The 19,293-nt window shown below is 74.6% G+C and carries 7 protein-coding genes; 5 read left to right on the plus strand and 2 right to left on the minus strand.

Annotated elements, in window-relative coordinates:
• Nucleotides 1-16 precede the first annotated feature (16 nt).
• The 4 genes from Nocox_RS11360 to Nocox_RS11375 all read left to right on the plus strand — a co-directional run bounded on the left by Nocox_RS11360 (nucleotide 17) and on the right by Nocox_RS11375 (nucleotide 9,100).
• Nucleotides 17-1,621 carry an NAD(P)H-dependent oxidoreductase subunit E gene (locus tag Nocox_RS11360; protein WP_084685799.1) on the plus strand — a complete coding sequence of 535 codons (1,605 nt, stop codon included), beginning with the start codon at nucleotides 17-19 and terminating at the stop codon, nucleotides 1,619-1,621.
• A complete protein-coding gene (gene fdhF, locus Nocox_RS11365; RefSeq protein WP_026214797.1) occupies nucleotides 1,618-4,290 on the plus strand; it encodes a formate dehydrogenase subunit alpha in 2,673 nt (890 codons plus the stop codon). Before Nocox_RS11360 ends, fdhF begins: the two co-directional genes overlap by 4 nt.
• 188 nt (nucleotides 4,291-4,478) lie before the next feature.
• Complete coding sequence (locus Nocox_RS11370; RefSeq protein WP_020545314.1) at nucleotides 4,479-5,870, plus strand: glycoside hydrolase family 43 protein; 1,392 nt, start codon at nucleotides 4,479-4,481, stop codon at nucleotides 5,868-5,870.
• Complete coding sequence (locus Nocox_RS11375) at nucleotides 5,867-9,100, plus strand: MGH1-like glycoside hydrolase domain-containing protein (protein ID WP_020545315.1); 3,234 nt, start codon at nucleotides 5,867-5,869, stop codon at nucleotides 9,098-9,100. The genes Nocox_RS11370 and Nocox_RS11375 overlap by 4 nt, the downstream gene beginning before the upstream one ends.
• Before the next feature lie 47 nt (nucleotides 9,101-9,147).
• Here Nocox_RS11375 and Nocox_RS42965 read toward each other — a convergent pair whose 3' ends face one another.
• Nucleotides 9,148-11,406, minus strand: a complete 2,259-nt coding sequence (locus tag Nocox_RS42965) for a pectinesterase family protein (RefSeq protein WP_084685800.1) — start codon at nucleotides 11,404-11,406, stop codon at nucleotides 9,148-9,150.
• Nucleotides 11,407-11,600: 194 nt separating this feature from the next.
• Here Nocox_RS42965 and Nocox_RS11385 point away from each other — a divergent pair, with 194 nt between their 5' ends.
• Nucleotides 11,601-14,612, plus strand: a complete 3,012-nt coding sequence (locus Nocox_RS11385; RefSeq protein ID WP_020545317.1) for an endo-1,4-beta-xylanase — start codon at nucleotides 11,601-11,603, stop codon at nucleotides 14,610-14,612.
• Here Nocox_RS11385 and Nocox_RS11390 read toward each other — a convergent pair.
• Nucleotides 14,542-19,161, minus strand: a complete 4,620-nt coding sequence (locus tag Nocox_RS11390) for a caspase, EACC1-associated type (protein WP_157383265.1) — start codon at nucleotides 19,159-19,161, stop codon at nucleotides 14,542-14,544. The genes Nocox_RS11385 and Nocox_RS11390 overlap by 71 nt on opposite strands.
• Between the last annotated feature and the right edge of the window lie 132 nt (nucleotides 19,162-19,293).

Here is a 19,293-nt window from a genome sequence, read left to right on the forward strand (position 1 = left end):
GCCGGGCATCCGGCTCATCGACGAGCTCGCCGCCGCCGCGGGGCACGCGGAGCGGCCCGAGCGGTGGGCGCCCGAGGTCGCCCGGCGGTTCGGGCTGCCCCCGGCCGCCGGGCTCGGGCCCGCCACCTACTTCGCCGACCTCGCGACGCCGCACGGACGCCGCCACGTGCGGGTCTGCACCGCGACGGCGTGTTTCGCGGCCCAGGCGGGCCGGCACCTGCCCGCCGTCGAGAGCGTCCTCGGCGTCACCGCCGACGACCGTGACCCTGACCCCGAGGTGTCCCTGCGGACCGTCCGCTGTCTCGGCTACTGCTACGGAGGGCCGGCCGCGCTGGACGGCGTGACGGCGTGCGCCGGGCCGGACGTCGCCGGCCAGCTCGCCGGGCGCGTACGGCCGCACGCGCCGCCCATCCCCGCGGCCGACGCCACCGGCGACCCGGTGGTGCTCGCGGGCATCGCGGGCGGCGCCGAGGACCCGTGGCGGACCTGGGCGGAGACCGTCAGCCGGCGCACCCCCGAGCTGGTACGGGCGGAGGTGGCGTCCTCCGGGCTGCGCGGCCGGGGCGGGGCCGGCTACCCCGTGGCGGCCAAGTGGGCGGCGGCGGGCGGCTCGCCGGACACCGTCGTGATCGCCAACGGCGACGAGGGGGACCCCGGCTCCTACGCCGACCGGCTGCTCATGGAGGCCGACCCCGCGCGGGTGCTCGCCGGGCTGGCGCTGGCCTGCTTCGCCTGCGGGGCGCGGCATGGCCTGGTGCTGGTCCGCTCGGAGTACCCGGCGGCGCTCGCCCGGATGCGGGAGGCGGTGGCGCGGGCCCGCGCGGACGGCCACCTCGGCCGCCGGCCCCACGGCGGCGGCGTCGACCTGGAGATCGAGGTGGTGACGGGCGCGGGCTCGTACGTCGCGGGCGAGGAGACGGCGCTGATCGCCGAGCTGGAGGGCGGCCGCGGCTGCGCGCGGGCCCGTCCTCCGTACCCGACGGACCGGGGGCTGTGGGACGCCCCGACCGTGGTCAACAACGTGGAGACGCTGGCCGCCCTGCCGTGGATCGTCAGCCGCGGCGGCGCCGCCTACGCCCGCCGCGGCACGCCGGGCGAGACCGGGACCAAGCTCGTCTGCCTGTCCGAGCGGTTCGCCCGCCCCGGCTGCCACGAGGTGGAGCTCGGCACCCCCATCAGGCGGATCGTCACGGAGCTGGGCGGCGGGCTGCGGGACGGCGCGGACCTGGAGGTCCTTCAGGTCGGCGGCCCCCTGGGCGGGTTCCTCGCCGAGGAGGAGCTGGATCTCCCGCTCACCGAGCGGGACCTGGCCGGTCACGGCGCGGCGCTCGGCCACGCCGGGCTGGTCGCCGTGGACGGGCGGATCGAGCCGCTGGACGTGCTCAGGCACGTGTGGGAGTTCGCCGCGGCCGAGAGCTGCGGAGCCTGCTCCCCCTGCCGGGTCGGCTCGCGGCGGGGGCTGGAGCAGGTCCGCTCCGGGGTGCCTCCGGACGAGGCCCACGCCCGCATGCTGCGGCTGATGGGCGAGGCGAGCCTGTGCGCGTTCGGCCGCCGGCTGCCGTACGCGGTGCGCAGCCTGGTCCGCGCCTACGGGGAGCGGCTGCGGGGGTGGGCCGGATGAGGGTGACCGTGGACGGCCGCCCGGTGGACGTCCCCGGCGGGGCGTCGCTGCTCGCGGCCGTACGCGCCGCCGGCCTCGGCGTGCCCGCGCTCTGCCACGACGACCGGCTGACGCCGGTCGGCTCCTGCCGGGCCTGCTCGGTACGGCTGGACGGGCGCGTCGTGGCGGCCTGCGTCACCCCTGCGGCCGAGGGCGCCGAGGTGACCGTCGAGGAGGACGAGGTGCGCGCCCTGCGCCGGGACGCCGTGGAGCTGATCGTCTCGGTGCTGCCGCCGTACGCGCTGGAGGGCGACGGCGAGCTGGCCAGGACCTGCCGGGAGCTCGGCATCGGCCCGGAGAGCGCCGGCGAGGGCGCGGGAAGGGGCCGGGACGACAGTCATCCGTTCGTCCGTCTCGACCGGGACCTCTGCATCGCCTGCGGCCGGTGCGTGCGCATGTGCGCCGAGGTCCAGGGGACGTTCGCGCTCACGCTGACGGGCCGGGGATCGGAGACCGTGGTCGCGCCGGGCACGGGCGGCCTGTGGGCGGACTCCGACTGCGTCTCCTGCGGGGGCTGCGTGGACACCTGCCCGTCCGGCGCGCTCACCGAGCCGGGGCTGCCCGCGGGGTCGTGGCTGGGCCCGCTCGCCCGTACCCGCACCACCTGCGGGTACTGCGGCGTCGGCTGCGCCCTGGACGTGCTCACCCGCGACGGCGAGGTCGCCGCGGTGCGGCCGGCCGCCGACGGGCCGGTGAACCGCGGCCACGCCTGCGTCAAGGGCCGCTTCGCCCACGGGTACCTGCGGGCGGCTGACCGGCTCACCCGGCCGCTGCTGCGCGGGCCCTCCGGCCGTCTGGAGCCGGTCGGCTGGGACGAGGCGCTCGCGCACGTCGCGCGCGGGATCAGGGACGCCATCGGCGAGGCGGGGCCCGACTCGGTGGCGGCGATCTCCTCGGCCCGCTCGACGAACGAGGAGAACTACCTGCTGCAGAAGTTCATGCGGGTGGTCGTCGGCACCAACAACGTCGACAACTGCTCCCGCCTGTGTCATTCGCCGTCGGCCGCCGGGCTCACCGCCGCGTTCGGCCTGGCGGGGGGCACCGACGCCTTCGAGGACGTGGAGCGGGCCGACTGCCTGCTCGTGGTCGGCGCCAACCCCGCCGAGGCGCACCCGGTGGTCGGCGCGCGGCTGCTCCGGCGGGTGCTGGGCGGGGCGCGGCTGATCGTCGCCGATCCCCGCGCGGTCGGGCTCGCCCGCCACGCGGACGTGCACCTCAGGCCACGGCCGGGCACGAACGTCGCCCTGTTCAACGGGCTCGCGCACGTCCTGCTCGCCGAGGGCCTGATCGACGAGGACTTCCTGAGGAGCCGCGCGGCCGGGCTGCCCGAGCTCGCGGCGGTCCTCGACGGCCACACCCCTGACCGGGTGGCCGGGATCACGGGGGTGCCCGCCGCGGACCTGGTCGCCGCCGCGCGGCTCTACGGGCGGGCCGCCCGCCCCGCGATCCTGTACGGCCTCGGCGTGACCGAGCACCTGCACGGCACGGACGGCGTGCGGACGCTGGCGAACCTGGCGATCCTGCGCGGCGCGGTCGGCACCGGGCGCGGGTTCGGCGTGAACCCGCTGCGCGGCCAGAACAACGTCCAGGGCGCCTCCGACATGGGCGCGCTGCCCGATCTGCTGCCCGGCTACGGCAAGGTCCGCGACCCGGTCGCGCGCGGCAGGGCCGAGCGGGTGTGGGGCGTCCGGCTGCCCGATCACGACGGGCTGCGCATCCCGGAGATGTTCGCGGCGGCCCGCGCGGGAGACCTGCGGGTGCTGTGGATCGTGGGGGAGGACGTGGCGACCACCGATCCCGACGCCAACCGGGTCGTGGAGGCCCTGGAGTCCTGCCCGCTCGTCATCAGCCAGGAGCTCTTCCTCTCCGAGACCGCCCGCCGGGCCGACGTGGTCCTGCCGGCGGCCTCCTGGCTGGAGAAGGACGGGACCTTCGTCAACTTCGACCGGCGCTTCCAGCGCGTACGCCCGGCGCTCGCGCCGCCCGGCGAGGCGCGCGCCGACTTCGGCATCGTGCACGCGCTCGCCGCGGCGCTCGGCGCGGACCTGGGCTGCCCGACGCCGGCCGCGGCGCTGGCGGAGTGCGGGCGGGTGGCTCCCGTCTTCGCCGGGATCTCGCACGACCGGCTGGACCGGGAGGGAGCCGTCCCGTGGCCGTGCCCGGAGGCCGGCCGGCCCGGCGTGAGCAGGCTCTACCAGGACCGCTTCGCCACCGCCGGCGGGCTGGCGGAGCTGGCCGCCCGTCCCTACCTGCCGCCGGGCGAGGCCGCCGACGACGACTACCCGCTGATCCTCGTCACCGGCCGCCGCTGGGCGCACTACAACTCCGGGACCATGACCCGGCGCAGCGGTGCCGTCGAGCTCGACCCGGTGGACCACCTCGACCTGCACCCCGCCGACGCGGCCCGCGCGGGCGTCCGCGACGGCGACCGGCTGCTGGTGGAGAGCCGCCACGGGCAGGCCACGCTGACGGCGCGGATCACGGAGGAGGTTCTGCGCGGCCAGCTCTTCTGCGCCTTCCACTTCGCGGCCAGCCGGGTCAACGCCCTGATCTCCGGCCACGCGGACACCGTCACCTCGTGCCCCGAGTACAAGGTCACCGCCGTCCGCCTCCGAAAGCCTTTTCGGTGAGATCGAATCGTAACAGGACGCTCGCTCGCTGATCAGTGGCCGTGTGCCCGCAGAGCGCCAGGTGAGAACGTATGCAAGCCGTGGCAGTGACGCATTGACAGCCGCCATCGCCCGGTTTACGTTCCCGAAAACCTTTTAGGTCTGTTCGGAGTGGATGTTAGCGCTAACAGAAAAGGGAGCACACCCCCATGAGACGACGACGGGCGGCGGCCCTCGCCGCGGCACTCCTGCTCCTCCTCCTCGGCACCGCGCCCCCCGCGCTCGCGGGCGCGCCGATCACCACCGCGATCTACACGGCCGACCCGGCCGCGCTGGTCGTGGGCGACACCCTGTACCTCTACACCGGCCACGACGAGGCCCCGACCGGCGGCACCAACTTCGTCATGCGCGACTGGCACGTCTTCACCTCCTCCGACGCCGCCACGTTCACCGACCAGGGCGCCAAGCTGGCCATCTCCAACTTCTCCTGGGCCGGCGCCGACGCCTGGGCCGGCGAGGTCGAGCGCGGCGCGGACGGCAAGTACTACTGGTACGTCCCCGTCAACGGCAACGGCGCCGGCTGGATGGACATCGGCGTCGCCGTCGGCGACACCCCGCTCGGCCCCTTCCGCGACGCCAAGGGCGGCCCGCTGGTCAGCGACAGCACCCCCAACTCCTCGCCGCTCAACATCGACCCCACCGTCTTCACCGACGACGACGGCCAGGTCTACATGTACTGGGGCTCCTACTACGGCCTGCGCGCCGCCCGCCTCACCAGCACCATGACCTCGCTCAACGGCTCGGTCATCACCCCGAGCGGCGTGACGAACTTCTGGGAGGCCCCCTGGATGTTCAAGCGCAACGGCGTCTACTACCTCGCCTACGCCGCCAACGACTCGGCCTGCTCCGCGCCCGGCTACGCCTGCATCCGCTACGCGACCGCGAGCAACCCGCTCGGCCCGTGGACGCACCGCGGCGTCGTGCTCGACCAGGTCACCTCGACCACCAACCACCCGGCGATCATCGAGTTCAAGGGCCAGTGGTACATGGTCTACCACAACGCCTCCAGCCCCGGCGGCGGCGACTTCCGCCGCTCGGTGACCATCGACAAGCTGTACTTCAACGCCGACGGCACCATGCAGAAGGTCGTGCAGACCGGCGGCCCGGTCACGCCGGGCAACCTCGCCGCGAGCGCCACCGCCTCCACCTCGTACGTCTCCCCGTGGGAGACCCTGGCCGCGATCAACGACGGTTACACCCCGGCGAACTCCGCCGACCGCGGCCACGGCGCGTACGGCAACTGGAACCACCAGGGCACCGAGTGGATCGAGTACCGCTGGCCCACCGCCCAGACGGTCTCCCGCTCCGAGGTCTACTGGTTCGACGACGACCAGGGCATCGACCTGCCCGCCTCCTGCCGGGTGCAGTACTGGACCGGCAGCGCCTACGCCGACGTCCCCGGCCAGTCGGGCTGCGGCGTGGCCGCGAACACCTTCAACGCCACCGCCTTCCCCTCGATCAGCACCACCAGGCTCCGGCTCAACATCACCTCGCGCACCGGCTACTCGACCGGCGTCCTCGAATGGAGGGCCTTCTCGTGAGACGTGTCCTGACCGCTCTCCTGCTGGTCGCGGGCCTGGTCGTGGCGGGCGCCCCGGCCCGGGCCGACCAGACCATCGGCTATCCGTCCTTCAGCGGCCCGGCCGTCCCGGCCCCGCCGGGCACGTACACGACCGGCAACGCGATGCGGGCCATCTACGACGCCGAGAGCTCCGGCACCGACTTCTGGATGGACCGGCTGCTCGCCCGCCCCGGCAACGACCCCGCGGGCACCTGGCTGATGACGCGCGGCCGGGCGCTGTTCATGAAGACGCACACCCCCGGCACGCTCGGCTTCGCCGGGCAGGTGGCGTACTGGGAGAGCATCAGCAACGCGAACGCGTTCACCGTCGTCGTCACCCCCGGCACCTTCACCGAGCAGGTGAGCTCCCGCCGGCAGGCGCCGAGCCACTGGAAGAGCCGGCACACCTCGGGCTCGGTGACGATCGACCAGACCAAGTTCATCACCGACAACAACGTGGCCGTCGCCAACCTCGCCATCACCAACGGCGGCTCCGCCTCGACCACGCTGCAGCTCCGCGCCACCTCGCCGTACGCGACCACGGGCAGCGGCAGCGAGCTGACCGGCCAGGTCAACGCCTACAACAACCTCACCACGCTCTACCCGAGGCTCACCGGCGACGGCTTCACGGTCTCCAGCGGCGGGCTCAACCGCTCCGTCACCGTCGCCGCCGGCGCCACCGTGACCGTCAAGGTCGTGATGGGCTTCGTCACCAGCGAGATCCCGGCCTCGCGCACCGAGTACGACGCCTACGCCGGCTACACGCCCGCGACCGCGTTCGCCACGCACGTGCGCGCGTACAACCGCTGGTGGGCCGACAACGTCCCCTACATCGACGTGCCCGAGCCCGGCATCAAGAAGAACATCTACTACCGCTGGTGGCTGATGCGCTACAACCACCTCGACGCGGACATACCCGGGCAGACCTTCCAGTTCCCGACGTCGATGGAGGGCGTGCTCGGCTACAACAACGCCATCGCGCTGACCCAGCCGATGCACATCGACGACCTGAAGTACCTGCGCGACCCGGCCTACGCCTACGGCGCCTGGCTGAGCGTCGGACAGACCTCCAAGAACGGCCGTTTCCTCGACAACCCCGGCGACCCCGAGAACTGGTCCAACAGCTACACCCAGTACATCGCCGAGGCCGCGTGGAAGAGCTACCAGATCCACGGCGGCCAGCCCGGCATCGCCGCCAACCTCGCCCGCTACGCCGAGCAGGACGTCAAGGGCCAGCTCTCCTCCTACGACACCGACAACAACAAGCTCATCGAGTACGACTGGGGCGCGCTCACCGGCAACGACGCCGACGCCGTCTCCTTCCACTGGAAGCCCGGCCGGATGGACCGCGCCGAGGCCGCCTACCAGTACAGCGGCGCCCTCGCCGCCGCCCAGGCGTACGAGGCCATCGGCAACACCGCCAAGGCCACCGAGATGCGCAACCTCGCCACCCAGATCCAGAACGCCATCGTCAGTGTGCTGTGGAACCCGGGCCGGCAGCTGTTCGAGCACCGGCTGAAGTCCACCAACGAGTGGGTGCCGTGGAAGGAGATCAACAACTACTACCCGTTCGCCGTCGGCGCGATCCCGAACACGGCGACGTACAAGCAGGCGCTGCGCCTGTTCGACGACCCCGCGCAGTACCCGATCTTCCCCTTCTACACCGCCAACCAGGCCGACAAGGCGGCCTCGGGCACCGGCAGCAACAACTTCTCCACGATCAACTCGACCGTGCAGTTCCGCCTGCTCTCCTCGGTGCTGCGCAACTACCCGAACGAGTGGATCGACCCGACCTGGTACAAGAAGCTGCTCTACTGGAACGCCTGGGCCCAGTACGTCGGCGGCAACACCCAGTGGCCCGACGCCAACGAGTTCTGGGCCGACTGGAACGGCTCGTCCATCACCTACCGCTCCTGGATCCACCACAACATTCTGGGCAGCAGCAACTGGACGGTGATCGAGGACGTCGCCGGCCTGCGCCCGCGCAACGACGCCAAGGTGGAGCTGTCGCCGATCAACATCGGCTGGTCCCACTTCACCGTCAACAACCTGCGCTACCGCGACGCCGACCTGACCATCGTCTGGGACGACCCGGCCGACGGCGTCGTCCGCTACCCGGGCGTGCCCCAGGGCTACTCGATCTACGTCAACGGCAGCCGCGCCGCCACCGTGTCGTCGCTGGTGCCGTTCACCTGGGACCCTGCCACCGGGGCCGTCACCACCTCCGGCACCGTCTCCTACAACGTCGCCGTGCCGGGGCTGCAGGCTCCCGCCCAGGTCAGCCACACCGGCGCCCGCATGGTCGACCTGCTCGCCAAGGCCGGCGTCGACCTGACCGCCGACCTCGCCAACCTCGCCGCCGGCGCCACCGCCACGGCCTCCACCACCGCCTCCGGCAGCACCACGGCCGGCGCCGTGGACGGCTACCCCGTCAACGAGCCGTTCTGGGGCGGCACCACGGCGGGCCAGGACTGGTACGAGCTCAACTTCGGCACCGCCCGCACCCTCAACGAGGTGCGGCTCTACTTGAAGGACAGCCGCCCGGCCAGCGCCACCTACCGGGCCCCGGCCTCCTACGACGTCCAGTACCACAACGGCAGCGCCTGGGTCAGCGTGCCCTCCCAGGCCAAGACCCCGGCCGCGCCGCGCGCCAACTACAACGTGGTGCGGTTCCCCGCCGTCACCGCGCAGCGGGTACGGGTGCTGACCACGGCCGCGTCCGGCGCGCGGACCGGCCTCACCGAGATCAAGGTGCACAACCGTGGCGGCGTCCAGCCGCCGTCGAACCTGGCGACCTCCGCCACGGCGAGCGCGTCCTCCACCTCCTCCTGGGAGAGCGTGGCCGCGGTCAACGACGGGATCGACCCGCCGTCGTCGAACGACACCGTCAACCCGCGCTGGGGCTGCTGGCCGGAGACCGGGCAGCAGTGGGTGGACCTGGCCTGGTCCTCCTCGCGCACGCTCAACCGGGCCGAGGTGTACTTCTTCGACGACGACCAGGGCATCGACATGCCGGCGTCGTGGAAGCTCCAGTACTGGAACGGCAGCGCGTACGCGGACGTGCCGGGCGCGTCGGCGTACACGCTGACCAAGAACGCCTACAACAGCGTGACCTTCACCGCGACCGGCACCACGCGGCTGCGGGTGCTGCTCACGGGCAACGGCTCCAGCAGCGTCGGGCTCCTGGAGGTGAAGGCGTACGGGCCCTGAGCCCGCCCGGCCGGCGAGGGCCCGCCGCTCGGCGGGCCCTCCCGTTCCTACAACCGCCGCCCCGCGCCCGCGCTGGCCGGCACGAGCGCCTTGAGCGCCCTGGCCGGATGCTTGCGGCCGGTCAGAGCGGGCGTCCAGCCGGCGTCGGCGCCGAGCGCGGCACCGGTGGCCGCGTTGTAGGCCGCCACCAGGTCCGCCGGCCGGCCGTCCACGAGGTTGTCCCGCGCGGTGATCGCCGTGCCGCCGAAGACGGTCAGCACCTTCGCCGCCGGGACGCCGTCGAAGGCGTTGGCCTCGGCGTACACGCGGGAGCCGACGCCCACGCCGATGCTGTAGACGTGACCCGGGCCGCCGGTGACGTAGTTGTTGTAGACGTGCACCTGCCCGAAGCGCACCCGGGGCGTGCGCTGCCCGAGGCCCTCGAAGTGGTTGTGGTGCAGGGTGACCTTGAGCTTGTCCTCCTCGGCGTAGCGCGCCGGGTTGTCGGTGTTGCCGATCAGCATGACCTTGTCGTGGCCGCTGAGGTGGTTCCAGGACAGCGTCACGTAGGTGGAGCCGCGCACCACGTCGAGCAGCCCGTCGTGCACCTGGTACGGCCGGCCGAAGTACAGCGGCTGGCCGGAGTCGGGGTTGTCGCCGTCGTTCAGCGTGTTGTGGTCCAGCCAGACGTGCGTGGAGCCGGAGACCTCGACGTTGTCGAACGAGGCGTTCCAGTTGCCGTCCGCGCCGTCCGTCGGGTCCCACTGCGGGAAGCAGTCGGCGGTGTCGGTGATGGTGAGGTTGCGGACGATGACGTTGTCGGCGCCGCTGATCCGCAGGCCGAAGCTCTTCAGCGCGGCGTCGCGGCCCAGGCCGACCAGGGTGACGTTGGAGCCGATCGTGACGGTGACGTGCTCGGCCATCTTCGCGTACGACGCCTTGCGGGCCTCCTCCAGCGGGCCGGACGGCACGCTCGTCCTGCCCCACACCGCGGGGTCGTAGGCGGCGAGGTAGGCGTCCAGGCTGTAGCCGTCCACGGCGTAGTCGGCGCAGGTCAGCGTGCGGCCGGAGTCGTCGGTGTCGGCGTCGATGGCGCCCTTGACGTAGATGACGCGCGGCGTGTTGTCGGCCGGGTCGCCGAGCGCGGCCTTGAGCTGGGCGCGGGTGGTGACCACGTGCACGTTCTCGGGGCGGGCGGCCGAGCCGCCGGTGGTGCCCGTGGTCGCCGCGGCCCAGCCGTCGTTCGCGGGCAGCACCTGGCGGCCGAGGTCGCGCGGGCCGGGGCGCGGCGGCGTGCGCCGCACCGGGTTCCAGCCGTCCGCGCCCGCGAGGTACCGCTCCGGGGTGAAGGCGGCGGCCTGCGCGGGCGTCAGCTCCGGCCGGTCCGGGCCGGCCGCCGCGCCGGGGCCCTCGTTGCGGTACTCCGACAGGCGGGCGTCGCGCCAGCTCAGCCCGGACATGTCGGTCCAGGGGCTGCTCTTGACGTGCTGGCCCAGCCACGACTCGCGGACCAGCACCTGGCCGCGCGCCGTCGCCGAGCCGCCCGCCGGCCAGGGGCGGCCGAGGTGCACGCTGCCCGCGGGGGCGTCGCTGACCAGGTGACTGCGGTGAATGAGGAGGCCGTAGGGGTTGGCGAGCTCGGTGCTGGCGGCGGTGACGTAGCCGTTGTTGCCGGCGCTGCCCCGGTCGAGCGACCTGATCACGCAGTTGTCGAAGACGGCGGTGGCGCGGCCGAAGATGAAGTCGACGTCGCCCTCCACGTGGCAGTCGCGGAAGTACTGGCGGGCGGTCGTGCCGGCGGAGGCCGTGTTGGCGTAGAGGGTGTCCTGGTTGCCGATGAAACGCACGTTCTCGTAGACCTGGCGGTCGCCGGTGGTGCGGACGGCGACGGCCTGGCTGGGGCCGTTCGCGGCCTCGTCGTAGGCGTTCTCGAAGGTGAGGTTGCGGGCGGTGAAGTCGGGGGCGCTGATCACGTACGAGGCGCTGCCCGAGGTGCCGTACGGGCCCGAGCCGTCCGGTCTGGGCGTGGCGGCGGAGACGTCGAAGGTCAGCACCACCTCGCGCGGATCGCGGGTGTCCCCGACGAGGGAGATGTACGGCTTGTCGGCCGGGATGACGACCTGCTGCCGGTAGGTGCCCCTGCGGACCAGGATCGTGACCGGGCGGGTGTTGCCCGAGGGGACGGCGTCCACCGCGGCCTGCACGGTGGTGTGGTCGCCGGTGCCGTCGGCGGCGACCACGATCGTTCCCCGTCCCGGGGCGCTCAGGGCTTCGGCGGGCGTGGCGGTGAGGGCCAGCAGCAGGGGGAGGAGTAACAGAAGTCGCATGCGCAACCTCGCAGAGGGTGGTGCGGCAATCGGTTGCAAGAAACGTTCGCGTAACCCCGCTGGCACGTCAATGGATGCAGTAAAACTGCATGTTTGCTGCAACAAGCGATTGCAGAAGTGTTGACCGCCCTGCCGTCCGGCTCTACAGTCCGCCTGCCGATTATCGGGAGATTTCTGAAACTTTCAGGAGCACCGTGCGCACCCTCCTCCGGGCCCTGGTGGCCGCCGCCCTGTCCTGCCTCCTGCCCGTGCTGTCCCTGCCGGCCGCATCGCCCGCGCGGGCCGCCGCCGACCACGTCTACGACTTCGAGGACGGCACCGCGCAGGGCTGGAGCCCGCGCGGCGACGGCGTCTCCGTGGCCGTCACGACCGAGGCCGCCCACGGCGGCGCCGCCTCGCTGCTCGTCACCGGCCGCACCGCGACCTGGCACGGGGCCTCGCTCGCCGCGCCGTTCGTCAAGGGCGTCACCTACCGGGTCAGCGCCCACGCCCGGCTCGCCGCCGGGCAGCCGGCCGCGACGATCGCGCTCACCGTGCAGCGCACCCCGGCCGGGGGCGAGACCACGTACGAACGGGTCGCCGCGGCCACCGTCACCGACGGCGCGTGGGTCCGCCTGGCGGGCACGTACCTGTTCACCGCCGACTCCACGGACCTGCAGCTCTACGCCGAGAGCGACGACGCCGCCGGCAGCTACCACCTCGACGACGTCGTGCTCGCCCCCCAGGGCGACCCCACCCGCGAGCCGGTCGCCGCCGACTTCGAGGACGGCACCACGCAGGACTGGTCGCCGCGTGCCTCCGCCGTCCTCGCCGCCACCACCGAGGCCGCCCACGGCGGCGCCAGGAGCCTCGCCGTCACCGGCCGCTCCGCCTCCTGGGACGGCCCGGCGCTCAACGTCCTCGGCCGCCTCGGCAAGGGCGACAGATACCAGCTGTCGGCGTGGGTCAGGCTCGGCGCCGGCGCGGACTCCGGCCGGCTCGGGCTGTCGATCGAGCGGCGCGCCGCAGGCACACCCAGCTACGAGCAGATCGTGCCGCCCACGGACGTGCCCGCGGGGGAGTGGGTACGGCTCGCGGGCACGTACACGCTGTCGCGTGACGTGGACTTCCTCAGCGTCTACCTCGAGTCCGACACCGGCACGTTCCCCTTCCACCTCGACGACTTCGCGCTGACCTACCTCCCGCCCAAGCCGATCCAGACCGACATCCCGGCGCTCAAGGACCGCGTGCCCTTCACCCTCGGCTCCGCGCTCACCCGCCCCGACACCTTCGGCGTCCACGGCGAGCTGCTGGCCAGGCACTTCAACGGCATCACCCCCGGCAACGAGCTGAAGTGGGACGCCACCGAGCCCCGCGAGGGCGAGTACGCCTTCGCCGACGCCGACGACCTCGTGGCCTTCGGCGAGCGCCACGGCATGACGATCCGCGGCCACACCCTCGCCTGGCACAGCCAGACCCCGTCCTGGGTGTTCGAGGGAGCCGACAAGCAGACCCTGCTGACCCGCCTGGAGAACCACGTCCGCACCCTCGTCACCCGCTACAAGGGCAGGATCGCGGCCTGGGACGTCGTCAACGAGGTCGTGGACGAGAACCAGCCCGACGGCCTGCGCCGCTCGCCCTGGTACGAGATCACCGGCCTCGACTTCATCCGCACCGCCTTCCGCGTCGCCCACGAGGCCGACCCGGACGCCAGGCTCTTCATCAACGACTACAACACCGAGTTCCCGCGCAAGCGCGAGGCCCTGTACGCGCTGGTCAAGCGGCTCAGGGCCGAGGGCGTGCCGATCCACGGCGTCGGCCACCAGCTCCACCTCAACATCGAGCAGCCGCCCGCCTCCTCCGTCGAGGACACCATCGAGCGCTTCGCCACGCTCGGCGTCGAGCAGCAGGTCACCGAGCTCGACGTCAGCGTCTACACCGACTTCGTCTCCTCCTACCCCACCATCCCCGACGAGCTGATCGCCGAGCAGGGCCACCGCTACAAGGAGCTGTTCGACGTCTTCCGCCGGCAGGCCGCGCACCTCACCTCCGTCACCGTCTGGGGCGAGTCCGACGACGTGAGCTGGCTCAACACCTGGCCGATCACCCGGCTGAACGCGCCCCTGCTGTTCGACCGGGACCTCCAGGCCAAGCCCGCCTACTGGGGCGTGGCCGACCCGTCGAAGCTGCCGCCCCGGGTGCGCCGCCTGGAGGCGCCGGCCGGGGAGGTGGTCCTCGACGGCAAGCGCGACCAGCAGTGGGACCTGCTGCCGGACGCCCCGATCGCGCGCGTGGGCGAGGTGTCGGCCGGCTTCCAGGCCCGCACCACGGCCGCCGGCATGTACGTGCTCGCCGAGGTCGCCGACCGCAGCGTCTCCGCCGGCGACCGGGTGACGTTCACCGTGGACGGCGTCGCCAGGACCGTCACCCGGCAGGGCGGGCACAGGGCCGCGGCCCGGCCCACCCCCACCGGCTACCGCGTCGAGGCCCTGGTCCCCAAGGGCACGGACGTGGACGTCACCGTACGCGACGGCGGCACCGCCGTCTCCTGGACCGGCAAGGTCACCCCCGCGCCCGCCGTGAAGCTCACCACCGCCGCCCACCGCGCCCCCGTCCTCGACGGCGTCGCGGACCCGGCCTGGCGGGCCGCGCCCGAGATCCGCACCGGCACCTGGATCCAGGGCACGTCCGGGGCGAGCGCCACCGTACGGTCGCTGTGGCACGGATCCACGCTGTACGTGCTCGCCCAGGTCACCGACCCCGTGCTCAGCGAGGAGTCGCCGAACGCCTGGGAGCAGGACTCCGTCGAGATCTTCGTCGACCCCGGCAACGGCAAGACCAAGGGCTACACCGACGACGACGGGCAGTACCGGATCAGCTTCTCCGGCCGGCTCACCGTCGGCGGCACCTTCGACGCGGCCGGCGTCAAGGACAACCTCAGGGCCGTGACCCGCACCGTCCCCGGCGGGTACGTCGTCGAGGCCGCCGTCGCGCTGCCGACCGCGCCGCTGCGGCCGGGCGCCCTGCTCGGCTTCGACGTGCAGGTCAACGACGCCACCGGCGCGGCCCGCACCGCCGCCGTCACCTGGAACGACGCCACCGGCCGGAGCTACCTCGACACCAGCCACTGGGGGGGTGCTGAAGCTGACCTGACCCCTAGCTCGTCGCCGGGCAGGGGAGGGCGTAGGGGCGGCCGGGGACGTACTGCGCCCACTCCTCGCGGGTGACCGCCGCGCCCGCGCGCTCGCACACCGTCGCGGTGGCCTGCTCGGCGTCGAGGCCCCAGAGCTGGGCCGCCACGCCCGACGTGGCGGCCAGCGTCAGGCCGTCCGGGGCCGCCGCCACGTCGTCCACCGGCTCGGGCCCCGCCAGCACCGCCCACAGGGACGGGCGGGCCCGGTCGGCCACGTTCCACACCCGCAGCGTGCGGTCGCGGGAGGCCGTCACCAGCGTCCGGCCGTCCGCGCCGAACACCGCCGCGGTCACCGGGCCGGTGGGCCCGCGCAGCAGCGCCAGCCGCCTCGGCCGCTCCGGGGCGGCGACGTCCCACAGGGCGGCGGCGCCGTCCGCGCCGGTCGTCGCGAGCGTCCGGCCGTCGGGGCTGAACCGCAGGCCCAGCACGCCACCCGGCTGCGCGGCCACGTCGGCGAGCAGGCGCGGCGCGGCCGGCTTCGACACCTCCCACAGGCGTACGGACGCCGTGCCCGACCCGGTCGCCAGCACCTTCCCGTCCGGGCGGAACGCGAGCGCGTCCAGCCGGCCGTCCACCGCGCCGGGCGTCGCCACCCGCCGGGGAGCCGCCGGCGTGGACACGTCCCAGAGCTGCGTCCTGCCGTCCCCGCCGATCGCCGCCACCACCTTCCCGCCGGGGGAGTACGCCACCGACCGCAGCCCCGACGCGGGCCCCTGCATCGTCGCGACGAACTTCGGGTTCGCCGGCCGCGCCACCTCCCACAGCCGGGCCGTGCCGTCGAGCGCGGCCGAGACCACGTACCGGTCGTCCGGGCTGAACGCCACCCCGACGACGGCGCCGGTGTGCCCGCGCAACGTGGAGACGGGCGTCGCGGCGGCCGGGTCGCCGGCGTCCCACAGCTTCACCGTTCTGTCGTCGGAGACGGTGGCGAGCGTGCCGCCCCCCTTGGCGAACGCCAGGGCGTTCACCCGCGCGGTGTGGCGGCCCAGCCGGGCGCGGGCGGCGACCCGGGCCGGATCGGCGACGTTCCACAGCCGGGTCACGCCGTCCGTCCCCGACGCCGCCGCCAGCGTCCGGCCGTCCGGGCTGAACGCGACGCCCCCCGTGCCCCTCGCTGTGCCCGCCGGCGCGGTGAGGAGGGCGGCCGGCTGCGGGTCGCCCGGCGTCGCCACGTCCCACAGGCGGGTGGCCCCGTCGGCGGAGGCCGCGGCGAGCACGTCCCCGTCCGGGCTGAACGCCACGTCCTCCACGGGGACGCCGGAGCCGGCGGCGGTGCCGGTCAGCTTGGCCGCCGTGATGTTCCACAGGTGCAGCGCGCCCGTCGCGGAGGCGGTGGCGAGGCTCCGGCCGTCGGGGCTGAAGGCGACGCTGCGCACCGCGCCGCCGTCCGGGGACGAGAACGCGGCCAGGTTCGCCGGGGTGGCGGGCGTGAGCAGGTCCAGCAGCGTGACACCGGTGGCGGAGGTGACGGCGATCATCCGGCCGTCCGGGCTGAAGGCCACGTCGGCGGGCTCGCTCGCCTGCTTCAGCGCGGCCACCGCCTTGGGGGCCTGGGGAGCGGCCACGTCCCACAGGCGTACGGTGCGGTCCGCGCCCGCGGTGGCGAGCAGACCGCCCTTGGGGGCCGCCGCGACCGCCAGCACCGGCCCCTGGTGACCCCTGATGGTCGCCAGCGGCTTCGGCTTCGCCGGGGTGGCCGCGTCCCACAGGCGGGCCGTGCCGTCGGAGGAGGACGTCGCGAGCACCTTCCCGTCCTGGCTGAACGCCGCCGCCGTCAGGCCCGCCGCGTGGCCCGTGACGACGCCCGCGCCCTTCGGACGCAGCGGGTCGGCGACGTCCCACAGGCGGGCCGTCCGGTCGCCGGACACCGTGACCAGCACCCGGCCGTCCGGCCGGTACGCCACCCGCTCCACCGGCCCCGTGTGGCCGAGCAGCCGCGACGGGATCGGCCGCGACAGCGCGCCGAGCAGCGCGCCCCTCGCCTCCGGCGTGGCCGAGACGCGGTAGGCGGCGAGCGCGAGCTGCGCCGCCAGCGCCCCGTCCGGCAGGGCGGTGGCGGAGGCGGCGACCTGACGGGACAACGCCGCGTCCCGCTGCGCGGCGACCTGCCGCGCCTCCCGCGCCGCCTGCCCCGCCGCCCGCCACTGCAGCACCGCGCCCGTGGCCGCGGCCAGCACGAGCACGCAGAGCCCGGCGATCACGGCCCGGCCGGCCGCCGCCCGCCGCCGCTGCCGCCGCCCGGACGCCACCAGAAACGCCCGCTCAACGCCCGCCAGTCCGTCACCCGCCAGTCCGGCGCCGGCAGGTCCGGCGCCCGCCGCATTCGGGCCGCCCTGGCCGGGGGGCGCGGCCGGGGGGCGGCCCGCGGCGACCAGCTTGCCGTGCACCGTCATCGACCCCACGGCGGGAAGCCCCCCGCCGCCGTCCCCCTGCACCTGCGCGGTGCTTCGCGGTGAGAGCTGGGCGGGCCGGGGCGGGGCCTCGGTGAGGGCGACGGCGGCGGCGAGGCGGGTGTCGGCGTACAGGTGGGCAGGGTCGCGCCCCTCACGGTCCCAGCGCCGCGCGTCCTCGGCGAGCCGCCGCCGGACGAGCGCGGCGGCGCGCTCGGCGTCCACCCACCCGCCGAGCCGGGGCCAGGCGCGGATGAGCGTGTCGTGCACCAGCCCCGCCTCCCCGTCGTGCACCGTGACCAGGCGCGAACGGGCCAGCCCGGCGAGCACCTGCGCCCGTACGGACGCCGCCTCCCCGGAGCCGGACCAGGACCCGCTCTCCGTCAGCGCGGCGAGGGGCACGCGGCGACCGGCGGCGCCGGCGGCCCCGTCCGTACGCACCATCCGCAGCAGCAGCTCACGCGCCATCGCCTCGAACTCCGGCCCGAGCGCCCGCAGCGCCTCCTCCGCGCCGGCCGCCACCGCTCCCGCGACCCCGCCGGCGGCCCGGTAGTCGGCCATGGCGAGCACGTCCCCTGAGCGCCGTTCCCAGGTCGCGAACAGGGCGTGGGACAGCAGCGGCAGAACGCCGCCCGACCGTTCGAGCTCAGGCTCGCGCGCCCGCAGCTCCTCCAGCACCAGGTCCGCCAGCCCGGCCTCCAGCCGGAGCCCGCAGCGCGCCGCCGGCTCCTCGATCATGGCGCGCAGCTCGGCCTCGCCGGGCGGCGGCACGACCTCCGGCCGCCGCAGCGCCGCCACCAGCTCCGGGTACGCCGCGCACGCCCCGAAGTGCTCGCCCCGCACCGAGACCACCACGGCCGCCGCCCGCGCCAGCTCGCCCAGCGCCGTCACGAACCGCCGCCGCGCGGCCGGATCGGCGCACTCGGTGAACACCTCCTCGAACGGGTCCACGACCACCAGCACCGGCCCGGGCGGCAGGGCGCGCGCCGCCGCGCCGGGATCGGACTCGATGACCGCGCGCAGCCGTACCGGATCGCCGCCGCCGAGCGCGGCCAGCTCGCGGGCCAGCGCGCCGAGCGGGTCGCCGCCGGGCGCGAGCACGACGACGCCCGCCGCCTCCCCGCCCGGGGGCCGCGACGCCAGGAACGCCGGGACGAGCCCGGCCCGCACCACCGACGACTTCCCGCACCCGGACGGCCCGGTCACCACGACCGGCTCGCCATCCGCCGCGCGCACCCGCTCCGTCAGCGACCGCACCAGCGCCTCGCGCCCGAAGAACAGCTCCGCGTGCTCCACTCCGTACGCCGCCAGCCCCCGATACGGGCCGGTCGCCTCACCGGCGGCGGCAGCGGGCACGGGCATCGCCGGCGCGGGCCGATGGGCCGGGTTGGGAGCGAGGGGAGCAGAAGCGCCCGCGTTCCCCGCGTTCCCCGCCACGGCCCGGCGCGGCCGGGGAAAGCCCGCGGCGGGCAGCACGCGGGCCAGCCTGTGGTGGACGTGGTCGAGGGTGAACGCGGCCGGCCCGTCCGGGTCGCCCTCGGTCAGCAGCCGCAGCAGCGCCCCGCCGAGCGCGGTGTGCCGTACGCCGGGCAGCGCCCACCCGTTCGCGTCCCTGCTCGCCGAGGCCAGCACGTACGCCGCCCGCCCCATCCCCTCGAACACCCGGTCCATCGCCCTGGCGGGCACCGGACGCCCCTCCCCGGTGAAGCAGCAGTCGAGCACCACGACGGCCAGCTCGGCCGCCGAGCCCGCCAGCACCTGGCGTACCACGCCGAAGGGCAGCGCCTGATGGCCGGGCACGCCCTGCCCGAGGTCCACGGTGGCGCGCGTGGCCAGGTGCAGCTCGCCGTCCGGGGCGAAGACGCCGTGCCCCGAGTAGTGGAACAGCAGGACCGAGGTCGCCTCCCGAGCGGCCCGCTCCAGCGCCTCGCCGAGAGCGGCGGGGGCGACGGGGTCGACCAGCACGGTGAGGTGGGCGGGCGCGAGCCCGGCCCGCTCGACCAGGCACCGCCCGAGGTCGCCGACCGTGGCGGGAACGGCGGGGGCCACCGGCAGCCGCGAGGCCGGCCGGTGCGCCCCGGTGCCCGCCACCACGGCCCTCGCCCCGTCGCCGGCGAGCAGCAGTGGTGGACCGTTCCACCGGGACCGCACCACGCGAGTCCTGTCCAGATTCGCGGAATCGTCCTCTTTCATCCGGAGCTCCACGGCGGTGGTCGGGGTGGCCACTGAGGGCTGTAAGGGTACGGAAGTCTCCGGTCCGCGTCGAGGGGCCGTTCGAGGGGCCCGGAGGATGGGCCCGGAGGATGGGCCCGGCGGACGGGCCCC

The organism is Nonomuraea coxensis DSM 45129, from assembly GCF_019397265.1.
Lineage (GTDB): Bacteria > Actinomycetota > Actinomycetes > Streptosporangiales > Streptosporangiaceae > Nonomuraea > Nonomuraea coxensis.